16 protein-coding genes and 1 other annotated feature are annotated in these 19,278 nt (G+C 41.4%); all 16 genes read right to left on the reverse strand.

Annotation, left to right across the window (positions count from 1 at the left end; translation table 11 throughout):
• Window positions 1-38: 38 nt before the first annotated feature.
• Window positions 39-230 (reverse strand): PspC domain-containing protein, encoded by a 192-nt coding sequence (locus HT680_RS04400; RefSeq protein WP_001074503.1) that lies wholly within the window; start codon window positions 228-230, stop codon window positions 39-41.
• A gap of 22 nt (window positions 231-252) precedes the next feature.
• The gene (locus HT680_RS04405) at window positions 253-1,569 is read right to left on the reverse strand and encodes a glycosyltransferase family 4 protein (RefSeq protein ID WP_173258511.1); all 1,317 of its coding nucleotides are present in this window, start codon (window positions 1,567-1,569) and stop codon (window positions 253-255) included.
• 8 nt (window positions 1,570-1,577) lie between these two features.
• Entirely contained in the window at window positions 1,578-2,621 is a 1,044-nt protein-coding gene (locus HT680_RS04410) for a glycosyltransferase family 4 protein (protein ID WP_173258513.1), read from the reverse strand.
• Window positions 2,622-2,734: 113 nt separating this feature from the next.
• A complete protein-coding gene (locus tag HT680_RS04415; RefSeq protein WP_000331930.1) occupies window positions 2,735-3,064 on the reverse strand; it encodes a metal-sulfur cluster assembly factor in 330 nt (109 codons plus the stop codon).
• 14 nt (window positions 3,065-3,078) lie between these two features.
• Window positions 3,079-4,188, reverse strand: a complete 1,110-nt coding sequence (gene rpoD / locus HT680_RS04420; protein ID WP_000201892.1) for an RNA polymerase sigma factor RpoD — start codon at window positions 4,186-4,188, stop codon at window positions 3,079-3,081.
• 2 nt (window positions 4,189-4,190) lie between these two features.
• Window positions 4,191-5,951: a DNA primase gene (dnaG, locus tag HT680_RS04425; RefSeq protein WP_240146452.1), complete on the reverse strand. Its 1,761-nt coding sequence runs from the start codon at window positions 5,949-5,951 to the stop codon at window positions 4,191-4,193.
• 196 nt (window positions 5,952-6,147) lie between these two features.
• Window positions 6,148-6,906: an ABC transporter ATP-binding protein gene (locus HT680_RS04430; protein WP_000125419.1), complete on the reverse strand. Its 759-nt coding sequence runs from the start codon at window positions 6,904-6,906 to the stop codon at window positions 6,148-6,150.
• On the reverse strand, window positions 6,903-7,769 hold the full coding sequence (locus tag HT680_RS04435; protein WP_061416716.1) for an ABC transporter permease: 867 nt from the start codon (window positions 7,767-7,769) through the stop codon (window positions 6,903-6,905). Before HT680_RS04435 ends, HT680_RS04430 begins: the two co-directional genes overlap by 4 nt.
• Before the next feature lie 65 nt (window positions 7,770-7,834).
• Window positions 7,835-8,830, reverse strand: coding sequence for a tryptophan ABC transporter substrate-binding protein (gene trpX / locus HT680_RS04440; protein WP_173258517.1), 996 nt, complete (start codon window positions 8,828-8,830; stop codon window positions 7,835-7,837).
• A 117-nt stretch (window positions 8,831-8,947) separates the two neighbouring features.
• Window positions 8,948-9,163, reverse strand: a binding site (T-box leader).
• Window positions 9,164-9,258: 95 nt separating this feature from the next.
• Window positions 9,259-11,955 (reverse strand): phosphoenolpyruvate carboxylase, encoded by a 2,697-nt coding sequence (ppc, locus tag HT680_RS04445; RefSeq protein WP_173258519.1) that lies wholly within the window; start codon window positions 11,953-11,955, stop codon window positions 9,259-9,261.
• A 23-nt stretch (window positions 11,956-11,978) separates the two neighbouring features.
• Window positions 11,979-13,202 (reverse strand): FtsW/RodA/SpoVE family cell cycle protein, encoded by a 1,224-nt coding sequence (locus HT680_RS04450; protein WP_173258521.1) that lies wholly within the window; start codon window positions 13,200-13,202, stop codon window positions 11,979-11,981.
• Window positions 13,203-13,390: 188 nt separating this feature from the next.
• Complete coding sequence (prsA, locus tag HT680_RS04455; RefSeq protein ID WP_038805098.1) at window positions 13,391-14,332, reverse strand: peptidylprolyl isomerase PrsA; 942 nt, start codon at window positions 14,330-14,332, stop codon at window positions 13,391-13,393.
• Window positions 14,333-14,397: 65 nt separating this feature from the next.
• A complete protein-coding gene (locus HT680_RS04460; protein ID WP_173258523.1) occupies window positions 14,398-15,111 on the reverse strand; it encodes an O-methyltransferase in 714 nt (237 codons plus the stop codon).
• A gap of 1 nt (window position 15,112) precedes the next feature.
• Window positions 15,113-16,915: an oligoendopeptidase F gene (pepF, locus tag HT680_RS04465; protein WP_173258525.1), complete on the reverse strand. Its 1,803-nt coding sequence runs from the start codon at window positions 16,913-16,915 to the stop codon at window positions 15,113-15,115.
• A gap of 18 nt (window positions 16,916-16,933) precedes the next feature.
• A complete protein-coding gene (locus HT680_RS04470; protein WP_173258527.1) occupies window positions 16,934-17,890 on the reverse strand; it encodes a competence protein CoiA family protein in 957 nt (318 codons plus the stop codon).
• Between the two features lie 76 nt (window positions 17,891-17,966).
• On the reverse strand, window positions 17,967-19,115 hold the full coding sequence (locus tag HT680_RS04475) for a hypothetical protein (protein ID WP_173258650.1): 1,149 nt from the start codon (window positions 19,113-19,115) through the stop codon (window positions 17,967-17,969).
• Window positions 19,116-19,278 lie beyond the last annotated feature (163 nt).

The following is a 19,278-nucleotide window of genomic DNA, read 5'->3' on the forward strand; positions in this document are numbered from 1 at the left end:
CTCCTTTTTATTTCTCTTTGTTCTATTCTGATTCTCTTTTAATATTCGCTAGAAACAGGTGCAATTACCCATAAAATCAAGTAAGCAAGTACCCCTGCCCCATAACAAAAGGCAAGAACGCCCCAAATCACACGGACAATAGTAGGGTCAATATCAAAATAGTGGGCTACACCTGCGCAAACGCCTCCAATTTTTTGATCTCTACCACTTCTCATAAATTTTTTTGCCATATTTTATTCTCCTATATTTTTACTAATCTCTCCAGTAATCTCGGATGCTAGACAACTGCTTTTTAGAAGCCTTTAATATTCGTTTAGACTCTTTAACCGGAGCTGAAACAGCCTGCTGAGGTAGGTACAAAATAGTTTTTAAGAATCGCTGTGTCATAGGCTCATCTCCACGTAGTTCCTGCTCAAATTTATTTGAAATCATCGCATCGAGATAAAACTCATGAACTCGCTTCCCAAAATTCTCAGCCGAAATCTCATACAACTTATCCGCCAACTTTTGTTCAGACATATCAGGAGTAGCTATCAAGGCTTCGAGGATAGCGCCCGCAAGCTCTCGTTCTCCATAATAAAGTGTTCCAAACATTTTGTCACTGATCAGATTATCCAGATAAGGATTGCCATGAGCGATAACAGGCGTTCCACTGGCTAGACTCTCTAGATAAGTCAAGCCTTGGGTTTCACTAGTGGATGCAGAGATAAAGAAATCAGCCGCTTTATAGTATAAGGCTGTCTCACTTGGAGCAATCATACCAGTAAAAATCACATGATCTTGGATCTGCAATTTCACTGCTTGTTCCTTCAGACTGTCCAGATAAGGGCCGTCACCTGCAACAACAAGTTTCACCTTGTCTTCTTCTTTCAATACCTCAACAAAGGCATCTAGGACTGCTTGGATATTCTTCTCATAGGAGATACGAGAAAGACTCAGCAACATTTTCTCATCTTCTTTAATCCCAAGCTTAGATCGAAGGGCTGCTAAATTCTCTTCTTTAATCTCAGGTCGTTCAAATTTAGCTAACTCGATACCAGTAGGGATAACACGCTTTTCAACCTTGACTTTGTACTTAGATAGAAGGTCCCGCACAATTTCACTAGGACAAATCACTCCATCCACATCGTGAAGGAAGCCTCGTACCAGATATTTTACCATACTTGGCCGAATCAGCATGCCCTTAGCAATGTAATGCACATAGTCTTCATACTGGGTATGGTAGGTATGAATAACTGGAATTTTCAATTCTCTCGCAATCCAAATCCCTAACAAACCAAGTGAAAATTCTGTCTGGGTATGAATGATGTCGAGTTGATACTGCTTGGCAATTTCAAGCGCCTTTGTAAAACCTCGGTAGGCAAATCGTCGATCCTTAAACGCAAAGAAAGGGACACTCGGAATGCGAATAATTTGCCAATCCTCGTATCGATTCACATCTTTATCAGTTGTTGTAAAGATAAAAACTGCATGCCCTTGCTTCTCAAGCTCAGTTTTCAAAGTCCGAATACTAGTCGCGACCCCGGAAACTTGAGGGAAATAGGTATCTGTAAATAAACCAATTCGCATAAATTACCTCACTTTTTGCCCAAAGCAGCCTGTTCTCGATAAAATTTTAACCAGATTTCCAACAAATGCTCCTCAGAGTACTCTTTGGAGATCTCGCGAGCTTTTTCTTTCAAGTCTTTTAAAGCTTCAGGGTCATTCTTGTATTCTAGGATTGCTTCTTTCATCTCAGAAACATCACTTGTAGCACGATAATTCCCATCGAGAATAACCTTATACAGATCCAAGTCCCTCAACATAATCGGAGCCTCGCAACTAGCTGCCTCTAAGATGGTCATGGGGAATAATTCATTGTAACTTGGTAGCAAGAACAAATCTGCTAAAGCATAGAACTCACGCATCCGCTCTGGCGGAACAATACCTGGGAAAATAAGATTTTTGGGTGGATTGTCCATAATCTTCTTATAGCGTTCGTAACCATCTGTCATTCCACCAAACGAAAAACCACCAGCCCAGATAAATGTAATTTCTGGCAATTCCTCCGCAAGGCGGATAAAGTCATCAATTCCTTTACGTTTCTGAACCTGACCTGCACCGACAACAACAAACTGATCTTCGGCTAAATCCATTTCCTGACGAAGTTTAGCTACTTGGTCAGCTGGCAGTGGATGCCATTTTTCCTTATTTACAAAGTTTGGAATATAAGTTACTTTTTCACGCGGAATTCCAGCAGCCACCAAATCCTCGATAAACATGGGATTGACCACCACCAAGTGTTCCATTCGGTTGTAAAATGAAAAAACATAGCGTTTGACAATTCCTTTTAGGAAAAATGGAATTTTCAAACTCCCCTCAAGCGTATCAGGCAAAAAATGAACATAGCCAATTTTTCTCCCCGAGCGTTTCTTTTGGAAAGTAGATAAATAATAGGGGAAATCAATGGTATGAAAGTGGGTTACATCTGCCTCTACAGGAAGATTCTCCGTAACAATTAACTGATCTTGGGCATCACGATGTAGAAGACGTACCAACTCACGGTAGGCTCCTGATACTCCTTGACCAGCCACTTTTTCACTTGAACTTAGCATATTAATACGCATTTTTTCGTTTTCCATACCTTTCATTATACCATTTTATTTCCAGAAAATCAGCAAAAGAAAGAAGAGACCAAAGGAAAAAGGATAAATTTACCTTATTTTCCAATCGTCTCTCTCATTTTTCTTAGTCTTTATTTAATTCCTAGGGCGATACGCGCGTATCGGCTCATTTTTTCAACCGTCCAAGCTGGATACCAGACCAATTTAACTTCGGTATTAGTTACCTCAGGCACATCTGTCATCGCATCATGTATCTGGTCTGTCAAAAGGTCAGCCAGTGGGCAGCCCATAGTTGTCAAGGTCATATCAATTTCAGTGTGACCTGTTTCACCATCAAAACGAATTTCATAAATTAAACCTAGGTTGACAATATCAATCCCCAACTCAGGGTCGATGACTTCTTCCAAAGCATTTAAAATGCGTGTTTTGATCGTTTCAATTTGCTCTTCTGTATAAGCCATGTTATTCCTCACTCTTAGTCTTCAATAAAATCACGAAGGGGTTTGCTGCGACTTGGTTGACGCAATTTTCTCAAAGCCTTGGCCTCGATCTGACGGATACGCTCACGAGTCACGTTAAAGACTTTACCAACATCTTCAAGAGTACGCATTTTCCCATCGTCCAAACCGAAGCGCAAGCGCAAGACGTTTTCTTCACGGTCTGTGAGAGTATCCAAAACTTCATCCAACTGCTCACGCAAAACGATACGAGTTGTGTAGTCTACTGGATTTTCAATCACTTCGTCTTCGATAAAGTCCCCAAGATGGCTATCGTCCTCTTCACCAATCGGTGTTTCAAGTGATACTGGTTCTTGGGCGATTTTCAAGATTTCACGAACCTTGTCAGGTGTCATATCCATACGCTCAGCGATTTGTTCAGGTGTTGGATCTTGCCCTAATTCTTGAAGGAGATTACGCTGTTCTCGGACAAGCTTGTTAATCGTTTCTACCATGTGGACAGGGATACGAATAGTGCGGGCCTGGTCAGCGATGGCACGGGTAATCGCCTGACGAATCCACCAAGTTGCGTAAGTTGAAAACTTAAATCCTTTTGAATAGTCAAACTTGTCAACGGCCTTCATCAAGCCCATGTTTCCTTCTTGGATCAAATCCAGAAACTGCATGCCACGCCCTACGTAGCGCTTAGCGATCGAAACCACCAAACGAAGGTTGGCTTCGGCAAGACGTTGTTTGGCTTCGATATCACCTGCCTCAACTGCAAGGGCCAATTCTTTTTCCTCTTCATTGGTCAAGAGAGGAACAACCCCGATTTCCTTCAAATACATACGGACTGGATCATTAACCTTGGCAGAAGTTGAGCCAATCAAGTCCTCATCACTGAGTTCTGGTTCTTCTTCTGCACTAAGAACACGCGCACTTGGATTTCCTTCGTTGTCTGTGATAGAAATTCCAGCATCTTGAATCCGTTGCAAAAGGTCTTCAATGCCGTCTGCATCTAGGGTAAAAGGAATAACCAGACTTGAATTGATTTCGTCGTCTGTTGCTGTTCCTGTTTTTTTGTGGTTACGGATAAAGTCTGCTACTTGCACATCAAATGTGGTTACTTCTTTTTGTTTTGTTGCCATTATTACTCCATTCTTCTCTTTTGGGAAATCAATCGTTGCAATTCTTCCAAGGCTGTGTCTGTATCTCCTACATGACTAGCTTCTTGCACTTTCTTTTTAATTCGTAAGTTGTCCTTGCTGAGGAGGGCACGGTTTCGAGTCGCTTCGACTTCCGCTAGCTCTTGAGGCGACATCTCAGCTGGCAAATCTAGACCAAGAACATGGTACCAAGCATTTTCAACCTCAGGCGTCTGATGAGAAAGCTCCTCTGAACCGATTTCTCCCTCTACACTTAACAATTCGTAAAGAATCTGAAATTCTGGGGTATCAAAGAAAAAATCTTCTCTTAATCTGTAGTCATTTAAAACAACTGGATTTTCAGCCATCCTATAGAGGAGATGAGCCTCTGCTCTCATGACTGCTGTCAATTGTCGCGTTACAGGTATACTAATCGCTGCTGGAGGTTGCTCCTCTTTGACTCTTTCCTGTCTCTGAACAATCCGACTTTCATTTACAATCTGTTCTACCTGTTGGTAATCAAAAGAAGGTAGGTTATCCGCCAGAATGTGGATATAAGAATTCTGGGCAGTGATAGACTTTTCTTTGGCAATTAAGGGCGCAATCTTTTCAATGAACTCGATTTGCGCTTGCAAGTTATCACTATTATCAGGCTTGAGCTGTTGAATATAGAACTCTATGGGACTAATCCGAGTCTTTGTTAAGAGGTAGGCCAGGTCTTCAGCAGAATTCTTTTGCAAATACTCATCTGGGTCCATGGCATCAGGTACTCGAACAACCTCCACTGAGAAATCTTTTAATTCTTCCAGAGCTTTGGCTGTTGCCGCCTGCCCTGCCTTATCGCCATCATAGCTGAGAACAATTTTTTTGGTAAAGCGTTTGAGGTGGTCAACATGCTCCTTGCTTAAGGCTGTTCCCATGGAAGCTACAGCATTTTCTATACCAGCACGGTAGGCTGCGATAACATCCATGAAGCCTTCCATCAAATAGAGTTCTGTGATTTTACCTGTTCCCTTTTTAGCCTTGTCCAAATGATACAATTCATAACTCTTGTTAAAAATTGCAGTTGAACGACTATTTTTATACTTAGCAGTCTGACTATCCGTTTCTTGCCAGACACGACCAGAAAAGGCAATAACCTGCCCCTTGTCATTGGTCAAAGGAAAGATGATCCGTCCGAAAAAGGTATCATAAAACTGATTGCCATCTGACAGATAAAACAAGCCAGAATCCAATAAATCCTTTTCCTCAAACTTGTCAGATAAACGTTGGTAGAGATAGGTTCTCTCTGCTGGAGCCAGTCCAATCTGGAAATGCTTCAAAACATCGTCTGTCAATCCACGTTTGTAGAGATAAGCTCTTGCTTCTTCTCCCATCTTAGTCGTCATGAGGATTGCGTGGTAAAAACGGGCAGCTTCTTCATGCATGTCATATAAAGCTTGATGAGGGGAAGCCTGTTTAGGACGAGACTGGACAGGCATGGCTAGTTGAATACCGACGCGCTCCCCTAAGAGCTGAACGGCTTCCATAAAGGACACACCTTGGTATTCTTCGATGAACTTAAAAACATCTCCTGAGCGCCCACAACCGAAACAGTGATAAAACTGCTTGTCTTCCACAACGTTGAAAGAGGGGGTCTTTTCACCATGAAAAGGACAGAGCCCTAAATAGTTCCGTCCAGCCTTTTGTAAAGAAATTACATCACCTATGACTTCCACAATGTTGGCATTGTTTTTGATTTCTTCAATGACTTGCTTGTCAACCATACACAATACCTCCATCTTATCATAGTTTCACGTAAACTAGTATAGCTTATTTCTGAAAAAAAGTAAACCATTTCATACGCTTTCCGTAATTCTCTTTGCCTTATTCTTCTATATAGAAAGAGGAGATAAAAAACTCAGAAACACTTTAATGCTTCTAAGTTTCTCTTCTCTATTTTTTGATGATTATTTAACTCATCTATTCAAATAATTGATAGTAGTCTGAGATTTTCATCTTAGCTTTTTCTTCTTTATTGAGGTCTTGGATGATACGGCCTTCCTTCATGACTATCAGACGATTTCCATACTTCAGTGCATCCTCCATATGGTGGGTAATCATCAAGGCTGTTAGATGATCCTTGCTGACAAAGTCATCTGTTAACTCCATCAAAGCAACACTGGTCTTTGGGTCGAGAGCTGCTGTGTGTTCATCCAACAAGAGCAACTCTGGTCGCTTCAAGGTTGCCATCAAGAGACTCAAGGCCTGACGTTGTCCACCTGAAAGAAATTCAATCGGAGTGTCCAAGTGTTTCTCAAGACCATTTCCCACTTTTTCAATGGTTGCTTGAAACTCTTCCCGGTGACTTGATAGCCTTCTAGGAAGGAGTCCTCTCTTCTCACCACGAAACTTGGCAATCAAGAGATTTTCCGCCACCGTCATACGAGGAGCCGTACCCATTTTAGGATCCTGAAAAACACGAGACAGGTACTTAGCCCGCTTTTCAGGTGAAAAATGCGTCACGTCCTCGCCCATGATACGGATACTTCCACTTGTTAAAGGTAGGGTACCTGCAATAGTGTTAAAAAGAGTTGACTTCCCAGCTCCATTTCCACCTAGGATGGTAATGAAATCATGTTCGAAAATTTCAAGAGAAACATCATTCAGAATGATTTTTTCCTCATCAAAGCCATTCGTGATGACTTTGGTAGCATTTTTTAATTCTACAATTGCTGTCATTTGCTAAACTTGACTCCTTTCAGGTATTTGCTTTTGAAGGTTGGAATCATGAGACAAACTGCCAAAATCAAGGCGCTGTACAAACGAAGATAACTTGTGTTAAATCCAAGAGCAATCACTCCCCAGACGAGGAACTGATAGGCGATAGAGCCAACGACGATGGTCATGAGGCGCTCTGCCAGAGTCAAACTCTTAAACAAAACCTCACCAATAATCAAGCTAGCTAGACCAACTACGATAACCCCGATACCTCGTGAAACATCCGCATATCCTTCTTGTTGAGCAATTAAGGCTCCTGCAAGCGCGATAATCCCATTTGAGAGAACCAAGCCCATGAGTTCCATACGTCCCGTATTGATACCAAAGCTACGAGCCATATCAGGATTGTCACCTGTAGCGATGTATGCCTGACCTAGTTTGGTATCTAGGAAAAAGAGCATAAGGCCAATAACAAGAGCTACAAAGATTAATCCAGTCAAGAGTTGGTTAAGGTCTGAATCAAAAGGCAAGACATCCTGAATTTGCTTGGTTCCAAGAAGCCCCAAATTGGCACGCCCCATAATCATGAGCATGATGGAATGGCAAGAAGTCATGACCAGAATCCCTGATAAGAGAGTTGGAATTTTTCCTTTGGTATATAAGAGACCTGTCGCCATACCAGCTAGACAACCTGCTCCTACTGCAGTCAAGGTTGCTAAAAATGGATTGACTCCCTGTGTTATCAAGGTTACAGCTACTGCTCCTCCTAGAGGAAAAGAGCCTTCAGTAGTCATATCAGGGAAATTCAAAATTCGGAAAGTCATAAAGATTCCCAAACCTAAAATCGCCCAGACCATCCCCTGAGAAATAATGGATACTATCATAATCTTTCACTCATTTCTTTCTTTAGTAAAAATGGGAGGAGATGTGTCCAGCTCCTCCTTTTTCCTTATTCAATCACTTGTCCTGCTTCTTTTAGAACAGACTCAGGAATGGTGATACCAAGTTCCTGCGCTAGTTTTTTGTTAATCACTGACTTACCAGTTGAGAAGACATTAACTGGCGTATCAGCTGGTTTTTCACCTTTCAAAACTTTGGCAATCATTTTACCAGTAGCCACTCCAAGATCGTGTTGGTCAACTACTACAGATGCTAATCCACCTGCTTCTACCATAGCAGTGGCACTTGGATAGATTGGCTTTTTAGCTGTTTGGTTACTTGAAACAACTGTTGAGAATGCGGATGCAATGGTGTTGTCAATTGGAACCCAGATTGCATCGACCTTGCTTGTCATGACATTGACTGTTGAAGCAATTTCATTTGTTGATGGAACGGCAAAGGTTTCGACTGTCAAACCTGCTTTTTCAGCATAAGCCTTGAATTCTTCTACCTGTGTTTTTGAGTTATCTTCGCTACTTGAGTAAAGAGCACCGATTGTTTTGACATTTGGTGTCAAAGTTTTAATCAATTCCACTTGCTGTTCAGCTGGGTTGTGGTCTGACACCCCTGTGATGTTGCCACCTGGTTTTTTCAAATCTTTGACCAAGTTAGCACCGATTGGGTCTGTAATTGCAGCCATGATAACAGGTAGGTCTTTTGTAGCACTAGCGAGTCCTTGAGCTGCTGGTGTTGCAATCCCAACAACAACATCGTTTCCATTTGCCACCAATTGTTTACTCATGGTTGCAACCTTACTCTGATCGCCTTCAGAGTTCATAAAGTCGATTTTTACTTGATCGTCTTTATAGCCTTCTTCAGCTAGTCCATCTTGAATTCCTTGGTAAATCAAGTCTAAAGAGGGGTGGCTAACAAACTGAAGGACACCAACCTTAGCAACTTTTTGCTCCACCTTAGCTGCAGGCTTGTTCATAGATGAATAAATCAAGCTAGCCACCACCAATACTGCTAATCCAGCGACAATTCCAATCAAACGTTTATTTTTCATTTTCTTTCTCCTTAATTCTTTTACCTTAACTTTTTAAATCACATCATCAAGCGATGCCATCGTTTAAATTCCAATACCTTTCCTCCTCATAGAAAAAGTCCTCACACAAAAAACTTGTGTGAGGACGTCGATGCGCGGTGCCACCTCAATTATAGGGAATATCCCTATCGCTCTTTCTCGCAATAACGAGTTGCACTGTAAGGTGTGCTCACCGAATTTTTATGATTTCAAATTCTTAAGTACATTCAGCCCAATTTCATCAATTTCATCTATCTGCTTTCACCAACCACAGACTCTCTAAAAAATGAGCATGATTACTTTCTGAATGTTTAAATTATATCATTTTTCAACTACTTGTCAAGGCTATTTTTAGAATTTTTTAAACAATTCAAAAACTTCCCCTTGAAAAAGAGGAAGTTTGTAGAATATCAGCCTGAATTACGTAAACCAGTTGCAATTCCGTTGATAGTTGTATGGATTAGTCTTTCTTCGTCTGCTGACAATTCCCCACGACGTTGACGTTTAATCAACTCCAACTGGATGTAGTTAAGGATATTAAAGTAAGGCATACGATAGTTTAGACTGTCTTTTAGGTAAGAGTTTTCTGCCAAGAGTTCGTCATAACCTTCGATAGCTAGAATAACGTTCTTGGTCAATTGCCATTCATCTAAAATGGTGTAGTAGATAGCCTGCACTTCTTCATCTTCACAAAGCTTGGCATATTCGAAGGCAATGTTCATGTTAGACTTAGACAAGACCATGTCCACATTGGAAAGCAAAGATTGGAAGAAAGGCCAGTTTTGGTACATGTCACGGAGAATCTCAATGTTCTTTGGATCTTGATCAATAAATTCTTTGAAGCTTGAACCTACGCCATACCAGCCAGGGAACATGACACGGCTTTGTGACCATGAGAAGACCCAAGGAATAGCACGCAAACCGCCGATTTCAGTGATGGTCTTACGAGCTGCTGGACGCGAACCGATATTGAAGCTTGAAATAGCCTTGATTGGACTTGATTCAAAGAAATAATCATAGAAATGTTCATTTCCAAAGACCAAATCACGGTAGATATCGTAGCTGCGGTCCACTACTTGATCCATGATAGCTTCGTAACGATTTGACGTATTAGTATCACTCTTCTTCTTGGTAATCATACGGTTAATAGCTGCAGAAACCAGCATTTCAAGATTGTAATAAGCAGCGTCTTTGTTACCGTATTTGTTTCCAATGACTTCTCCCTGCTCAGTCAGACGGATACGGTCCTTGATAGACTTGAGCGGTTGAGATGTGATGGCTTCATAAGTTGGACCACCACCACGACCCACAGTACCACCACGACCGTGGAAGAAAGTGACTTTAACGCCAAATTCGTCTCCAATAGCAGTCAGTTGCTGTTGAGCTTTATATAGAGTCCAACATGATGACAGGTAACCACCGTCCTTGTTGCTATCAGAGTAACCTAGCATGATTTCTTGGTAGTTGTCTTTTGAAGCAATCCATTTTTTAGCCAAAGGAAGAGAGAAATATCTTCTCATGGTTTCTTCCGAATGATCCAAGTCTTCGATCGTTTCAAAGAGGGGAACAATCTGAACACGGGCTTTTTGAGCATCTACCAAGCCGACTTCCTTGAGCATAATTGCTAGTTCTAGCATATCAGACACGCTGGTTGCATGAGAGATGATGGTTTGACGGATGACGTTTTCACCTAATTTATCCTTCAACTTGCGAGCGGCTTTAAAGATAGATAGTTCTTTCTCAAGTAGTTCTGACTTTTCAGCATGAGTTGCTGAGAGGATACGAGGATCTTCTTCCAACTCCTTCAAGAGGAGGGCGCATTTTTCATCTTCAGAAAGATCGCTATAATGGTCGTTGATGCCTGCGGATGCTAACAATTCTGCGACACAAGCTTCGTGGACACTAGAATCTTGGCGCATGTCGATAGAGGCAAGATAGAAACCAAAGATTTCGACAGCTTGCATCAATTCGACAAATTCTCCTGAAATCAGGTATTCACCTTTGTTCTCGAGGAGAGAATCTCGGATGGCCAACAAGTCTTGGTAGAATTCATCTGCAGTAGCATATCTTGGATGAACATCCTTATCTTCGATAAGATAGGTCTTGGTTGCCTGCATCTTAGCTTGGATGTCAAAAAGAGCACGACGATAGAGTTCTTTTTCACGATAAATCGAGTTGTCCTGTGACTTAAGTGCCATCTCACGAACCTTGTCACTAACATTCACAATACTGGTTGAAAGTGAGAATTCACGATAGAGGTTATAAATCTTTTCATCATAGTAGTTCATGATGACTTCGCACTGAGTCAAGGCTGATTTGTTGAGGGTTTCCGCTGTTACGAAAGGATTTCCATCACGGTCTCCTCCGATCCACATCCCCATTGTAATCGGTTTTGGATGTTGGAGCTCAATACCTTGTTCTTTAGCTAATTTTTTATACTCAGCCGTCAAACGTGGAACAGCATTCAGGAAAGAACTTTGGTAGTACTCCATCACGTTGGTGATTTCGTTGGTTACTTTCAATTTCTTCTCACGAATCATGTCGGTTTGCATGATAATTTCAATGTAACGACGAAGATCTGTGTGCCACTTTTCTTTATTAATCAAGCCTAGTTTGACATCACGGTACTTCCGTAAGAGTGTATGGATATGATTGGTTAAATCCAGCATACTCTTGCGTTGTACTTGAGTCGGGTGGGCCGTCAAAACTGGAACCACATTCAGCTGCTCCAAAATTGCAGCCGCGTTTTCTTTTTCAGCCACCATCTTAATGGTTGTTGACAGTTTTCCTAGATAGTCTTGATCCACATTATTTTGGTGATTGATTTCATAGGCTAAGTCCACATCCTCAGAGATATTGATTAAAAGAGGAAGGATGGAGAAATAGCGAGAAATATAAATCATTTCCTCGTTTGAAAGGCTGGTCACCAATTTATTGAGACCTTGATAATTTTCGCTTGTAGACAAGTCCTTCAACTGCATAATTTTATCAAAGGTCTCTGGCGCAAGCATATTTTTTGTGATGTCTTCTAATAGCTCTGTCAAAATCAAGACTTCTTCTTGGACGACGGCTTTATTGCTATAGTTTTCTAATTTTTGAAGTGACATAAACTTTCCTTTCCATTCAATCCTTATAGAGTGACAGAAGTTTGACCTTCATATTCTCTGATAAGTTTGGCACGTTTTTCGCTGGCATCGATATTTAGTACAAAGGCAATGGCTACAGATAAGACTAGGAGACTATTCCCCCCTTGTGAAAGGAAGGGGAAGGTTACCCCTGTAGAAGGGATCAACCCAGAAATCCCACCAATATTGACAAAGACCTGAACCAGAATCATCCCCCCGACACCGATGGCAACCATAGAGTTAAAGGGGTCCTTAGCTCGAATACCAACCAGGATGATTCGCAAAATCAAAAAGAAGAGTAAAGCCAAAATCATACCCGCTCCTACAAATCCAAATTCCTCTATGACGATTGAAAAGACGAAATCCGTATGTGCTTCTGGCAAATAACCACGTTTCTCAATGGAATTTCCTAATCCAAGTCCAAACCAGCCACCATTTACCATTGCATAGTAGGAATTTGCGAGCTGGTGTCCTGCACCCGCCAAGTCAGTAAAGGGATTAAAGAAGGCGCTGAAACGTTTAGCAACGTAACCAAATACCGGAATTTGAGAAAACTTTTCAACCCCGACAAAGCGAATGACAGACAAGACTAAAATAGAACTTCCTGCTAAGAGAGCTAGAATAGTCGAGAACCAACGATAGGCAATTCCGCTGACTGTGTACATAAGCAGCGACACCAAGACCAGAATGGTCGCATTTCCCAAGTCAGGGAAAATTCCCAGACTACCAATCAAAACCAGTAAAACGAAACGCCAGTCGTTAAAAGCTCGAGGTAACCACTGATTCTGAGTCAAGACTTGGAAGTCGTAAACAGCTATCTCATCTTGCTGTTTTGAGAATCGATGGGCTAGGTACCAAATAATGATAATCTTAAGATACTCTGCAGGCTGAATCGTTACAGGTCCTACAGAAATCCAACCGTAGGCACCATTGACTGGTGTTCCAATTAGCCGAGCCAAAGCTAGGAGAATCATCTCTACAAACATAACGATAAAAATCAAGCGTTCATTTCTTAAAAAACCAAGTTTCAGTTTATAAATTAAGGCAATTAAAACCAAACTAACTACCCAAAACATTCCTTGGTTCCGAGCTAACTGAAGAGCACTTTTCCCTTCTTGGATCAAGGTAGCACTCGTCGTTGAGTAAACAACAATTAGACCCAAAATCGATAAAAGGAGGTAAGGAATCAAAATGGAATAGTTCAATAGGTGCCTTTTACTAATTTTCATATGTCACCACTCTAATAGAAACAGAGAAAACTGTTCCTAATTCCGTTTTATTTTCTAGTTTTGATTGCTATTATACCATTTTTTCAGAAAGAAAAAAACTCTTATCCTCCAATCCTTCGAATTTTGCTATTTTGCCGAAACTGATCACAAAAAATACAAACTTCAAGACAAAGTTTGTATTTTCTTTTTTATTCTGCTGATGAGCTACTGCTTGAGTTTGAGTCTGCACCACCAACGTATTGGGCAAAGATATTTTGGAAAACAGGATCTTTCACTTTAATATTTGCAGCTTGGAATTCTTTTCCGATAACGCTCTGAACGAAAGATGAATCGTTTTGTTTCTGAGCAAGGATGACCGTTTTCAATTTTTCTTTGTAGTCATCTAGGTTTGATGATTTTTCTGTTTTCTTGGTTAGCTTAATAATGTAGTATTGGGTACTGTAGGCTTGTGTTCCAGTCGCTGTGATAACATCAGAGACACCATTCACATCCAAGGCAAAGGCCGCCTTCTTGACTTGTTCTGGAAGTTCTGTTGAAGCAGAGTCAAAAGTGATTTCGCCACCATTTTCTTTTGTCTTGTCATCATTTGAGTTGTCTTTTGCCAACTGAGCAAAATCAGCTCCTTCAGCTTTTGCTTTTTCGAGCACTTCTTTGGCCTTGTCTTCATTATCCATACGGATGATCTGAGCTGTTACATCTGGTGTATAAGACTCAAAAGCTTTTTGGTAAGCTTCGTCAGTCAATTCACTCTCTGCGGCTTTTTTAACTGCCAATTCGACCAACTTACTTGTGCGAATTTGAGCTTTACGAGTCTCAGGAGTCATACCCGCACGTTGAAGTACGCTGTTGTAGCTATCGCCGTATTTCTTTTGTTCCTCAGCAACGGCATCATCCACCTCTTTGTCAGTCACTTCTGAACCATATTGTTTTTCAAATACTTTTTGGATGGTCATATTAAGCAAGACTTGTTGCGCAGTTGGATTGTTTTTGACTTGTTCATAAAATTGGTGTTCAGTGACGACATCACCCTTCATGCTGATGAGGTCAGCCCCTTCAGAACTTTTTGAACAAGCAGCCAAAGTCGCTACAGATAATAATGTAATGGCTCCTGCCAATAGTTTTTTCTTCATGTTTACTCCTTTTATGGTAAGTTACCTTCTCTATTTTACTAAATTGTCTTAAATTTTTCTAAAAATCATTCACTCTCAGGAAGCTGCACATCTGCCACATTTTTTCTCAGCATGAGAATCCCATCGCCAAGTGGAACTAGAGTTGCTGTTAGACCTTGATTGTCCAAAGTTGCGTCAAAAAGTCTTTGCAAACCTTTATAAATGGTGCGCTGACCTCGACGGACTTCCATGATGTCCTTGGCAACATCGCCCCCTTGGAAAATATCATCCAAGACGACTACGCCACCAACTTCTAAATGTTTGAGAATCTCTGGTAGAAAGATAATGTACTTGGACTTGGCCGAATCCATAAAGACAAAGTCATAAGTTTCTGTCAGACTAGATAAAACATCGACTGCATCTCCCTCTAAGAGGGTGATTTGCTTGCGACTATCAAACTGAGCAAAGTTTTCCTTGGCAAAGCCGATCATCTCAGGATTACGGTCAATCGTTGTAATCTTGGCATCTGGCGCATGTTCCGCCATCAAGAGGGCTGAAAAGCCAATTGCTGTCCCAATTTCCAAAATCTTCTTGGGCTGTATGGTCTCCATGAGAAATCGAAAATACGCGACCGTTTCATGGGGAATGATGGGAATGTTTTCCTTGCGAGCGAAGGTCTCCAATTCTTTCAAAGAACCTGTCACCTGTTTTTGACGCTGGCGCATGAGTTCTACGATTTCTTCCTTGACGACAGGCCGGCGCATATTGTGATTGGCATTTTTACTATAAGACTCTACCATCTTAAGCTAGTCCCAATTTTTCAACAAGGGCTTCAAACTCGTTCAAGCGACGTTCAAAGACTGCAAAGGCATCGTTAAGATAGTCTTCTTTTTCCATATCAACACCCGCTTTTCTCATAACATTGAGTGGATAGTCTGACTTACCTGCCTTGAGGTAGTCTATATAGCGGTCACGGTCTTTTTGGCTACCATGGACAATCTTCTCAGCCAAGGCTGAAGCAGCTGCAAAACCAGTTGAATATTGATAAACATAGTAGTTATAGTAGAAGTGTGGAATGCGTGCCCACTCGAATTGGATCTGAGGATTGTCTTCCTTGCTGAGTCCATAGTACTCTTGGTTCAGGTCAGCGTAGAGTTTATTGAGGAAATCACTTGTCAAGACTTCTCCATTTTGGTCTGCTTGGTGGATGGCATGTTCAAACTCAGCGAATTGAGTTTGACGGAAGACTGTTCCACGGAAACCGTCTAGGAAGTTATTGAGAATAGCAAAACGAGTCGCGTCATCTTCTACTTCTTCCAACAATTTCTCTGTCAAGATATTTTCGTTAGTCGTTGAGGCAATCTCAGCCAAGAAGATAGAATAATCTCCGTAAACATAAGGTTGGGTTTCACGAGTATAGCTTGAGTGCATACTGTGACCTGTTTCATGGACAAGGGTAAAGAGATTGTCTAGATTGTCCTGCCAGTTTAAAAGCATGAAGGCATTTGTATCATAAGAACCACCAGAATAGGCACCAGAACGCTTGCCTTGGTTTTCATAGACATCAATCCAACGCTCACTGAAGGCACGTTTAACACGGCTCAAGTAGTCATCACCTAAAACCGCCAAAGCTTCTTCTGCCTTTTTCAAGGCTTCTTGGTAGGTAAAGCTATAATCTACTGACGAAAGTGGTGTGTAAACATCGTACATCTTGAGATCTGAAATCCCCAAGATTTTAGAACGAAGTTCTAGGTATCGATGCAAGAGTGGCAAATGCTTACGAACTGCTGCTACTAGATTGTCATAGACACTTTCTGGAACAAAGTTTGCTGCGAGAGCTGCATGGCGAGCGCTCTTATAGTTGCGAACTTTTGCGCGGTAGTTTTGCACCTTGACATTTGTCTGCAAAGTCTTAGCATAAGTGTGTTGGAATTGCTCGTAAGTCGCATAGAGGGCTTCATAGGCACCACGACGCACTTCACGGTTTTTAGACTCCATCAAACGAATGTAAGTACCGTGTGAGAGTTGCACTTCCTTGCCTTCGTCATCAAGCACGTATGGGAAGCTAATATCCGCATTGTCCAAAATAGCAAAGGTTTCACTAGCAGCGCCAAAGATTTCTCCTGCTCCAGCAAGCAATTCTTCCTCACGTTGCGAAAGAACATGGTCTTTCTTTTGCAAGAGCTTGTCAAAAAAGTGCTTGTAAACTTGGAGTTTTGGTTGAGCTTCTAGGAAAGCCTCATACTGCTCTTCGCTAATCTCCATAAACTCAGGTTCATAGAATGAAAAGGCTTGTTCTAACTGACTGTATAGGGTCATTGCCTTAGCATAGTACTCTTGATACTTGGCTTCACGCGTGTCCTGGTCATTTTTCATATGTGCATAGACATAAAGCTTTTCAACTTGGCGTTCCAAATCAAGTGAAAATTCTGTGATCGCAAGCAAACTGTCTGCGCTATCCAAGAGATGCCCCTCATACTGAGATGCTGTTTGTACTTTTTCAGTTAAATCTTTCAAGGCTTCTTCCCAAGCCTGGTCTGTTGGGTAGATTGTTGAAAGATCCCATGTATCTTTTTCATTTATTTCATGTCGTTGTAATACCATAAGATTCCTCCATCCTTTCTATTTTACCACATTTTTTGAGAAATATAAGTGATAAAAAGCTGGTGGATAGAGCTTTTGGCGATTATTTTTCGGATTTTTTTGATAGTAAGCCTGAAAATTTCTATAATAGCTAGTCAAATCCGTTTCAATCTGCAAAAAATCACCTGATTCTATCGGTCTGACTTGGGGATACCAGTCGTCCAGTTGACGGTTTAATAGATTGTCTCCTTGATAATAAGCTTCCTCCTGCTTCTTCATCCAGTAAGGCGTTTGGTAGTACAACTGTTGGCGAATGTAGTTACAGATAGTGGAATCTTGCTCAACTGCAAAACGAGGTAGTTTTTGTTTTTGATAAGGAAATCGTAGAATTTCCAAGAGATTTCCTTGGCCATAGGGAAATTCTTTGACCTGAAAATGAAGCTTGCCACGTAGGTCCTGATGTAGAAGGTATTTGAGCCTCAAAACTTGCTTTTTGAGATCCAGTTCCCAAACATAGAATCCCATATTTTGACTAAAATAGAGTAACCCCCTTTGCAGTTGTGTAAGTCTCTCTTTTAACCAGAGTTTTTCTCCCAGTAGCCAGATAACTTGATAACCACGACTACGGTAGCCTTGACTTCTATCGCCTAAAATCTTTTGGGACAAGGGACTGCACTGAACCTCCAGAGCTAGTTTCTCATTGACGAGAACATCTGCTATCTGCTGGATCTCGGGCAAACTGTATTCTAAGGCGACCTGACTGTCTTTCTTGGCCCAGTGATAAAGGGCCTCTTTGTTACCCAAGTGTTCTGGACTTTCATTTTCAAAAATAGCCACACAATCTCTTAAAGATTCATGGGCAAAATGCGGCCGAATACTCTGTCCTTGGCGTAATCGCAGTCCACCCCCACAGCTTGGACAGGTATAAGCTTGCTTGCTCACATCTTTTTCGAGGGCATTCACCAAATTTCCCTTGGCATCTCTGGCTACAAACATGGTCTACCTCCTTTTCTCATTTATTCGAAAAAGAAGTAAAAAAGGCTGGAATTCCAGCCTTTCATAATATTATTTCTTATCTTTTTTGTCTCTTAGAATATTTTTTTAGCATGGGAATGAGATTGGAAATCTGCTCACTTCTAATGACCAGCACCCCGTATTCCTGACAGCGATTGGCATAAACAGGATTGATTTTCCCCGTACAGACAATTAACTTGAGGCAACTCTCTCCAGCGAAATGATTGGCATAGACTTCTAACTCATTGATGGCTTCAACTGATAAATCTGTCATCTTGCAAGAGATAAAGGTAATCGAGCGTCCCTTTCTCAGAATGACATCAATCTCATTTTGAACATTGTCCGCCTCTGGAAAGATGCCATTCCAATCAATTTCACCGCCTATCATGCACTCATCAAACAGCTGAGATTCCAGCGCCAAGAGATAGAGATACACCTCTAAAATATGCCCCTTGTTGCGACAAAAAACTTGAGCTTCTTGACTTGGAAAGCTGTATGCTACTCGTTTCTTGTCTTCGCTTTCAATACAAAGCATCCCCGCTTCCACAAGTAAAGGGATAAGAGATTCTGGGTAGTGATAATACTTGCCGTTGTTTTCCAGTATCTTTTCGGTTTCAGCATGCAGGTCATTGGTCTTAGCTAGAGAGAAAAATTGGGTCACTTGGTACCAGTGGGTGGGATTGGAAATGGCAGAGCTGGCTAATTTTTTGATGGCTGAAATTTCTTGAACTGAGTGGATAGGGCGTTTTGATTTGAGCATTTTTCCACCACGTAAAGCTATCAGCTGCTGGATGCTCAGGGTTGGAATGTCCAAATCTTCTTTTTCTAACTGACCAGCTACCCACTTGTATTGTTTTCCCCGCTCGACATCCATGGCAACGATGGGGAGGTCCCGATCCAAGCCGTATTGATAGAGGGATAAGGCTAGTAGCGAATCTCCTCCAAAAACATCGAGAAGGACTTGGTCGTAACCTGCTAGGCAATAATCTAACTGATCAGACAGTTGTTCTAAGGATAACTGACGAAAGGTCACTCGTTGGATATGAGGCACCTCATCAAGAATAAACTGACGTAGGGAGACTTTCTCATCATTGCCTATTTTCGTCAAAGAAAGGAAGAGAATCTCGTCACAATCACTGACAAAGGCCTGGTAAACATTTTTTTCCAATACATGCCGATCATACAGTTCCACCAAAAGACTCGTCATTGGATCACCTCCATCATCTACAACATCTTGCGCTGAGAGTGTCAGCAATACAGCCCTACTGCTCAAATTTCCTACTCCTAGTATAGCATAAAATTAAGCTTGTCCCAATCTGCCGCCGCAAACAAAAAGAATAGAAACCTTGCAAAGTGATTTCTATTCGTTG

It is taken from the genome of Streptococcus sp. 5905 (genome assembly GCF_013276505.1).
Lineage (GTDB): Bacteria > Bacillota > Bacilli > Lactobacillales > Streptococcaceae > Streptococcus.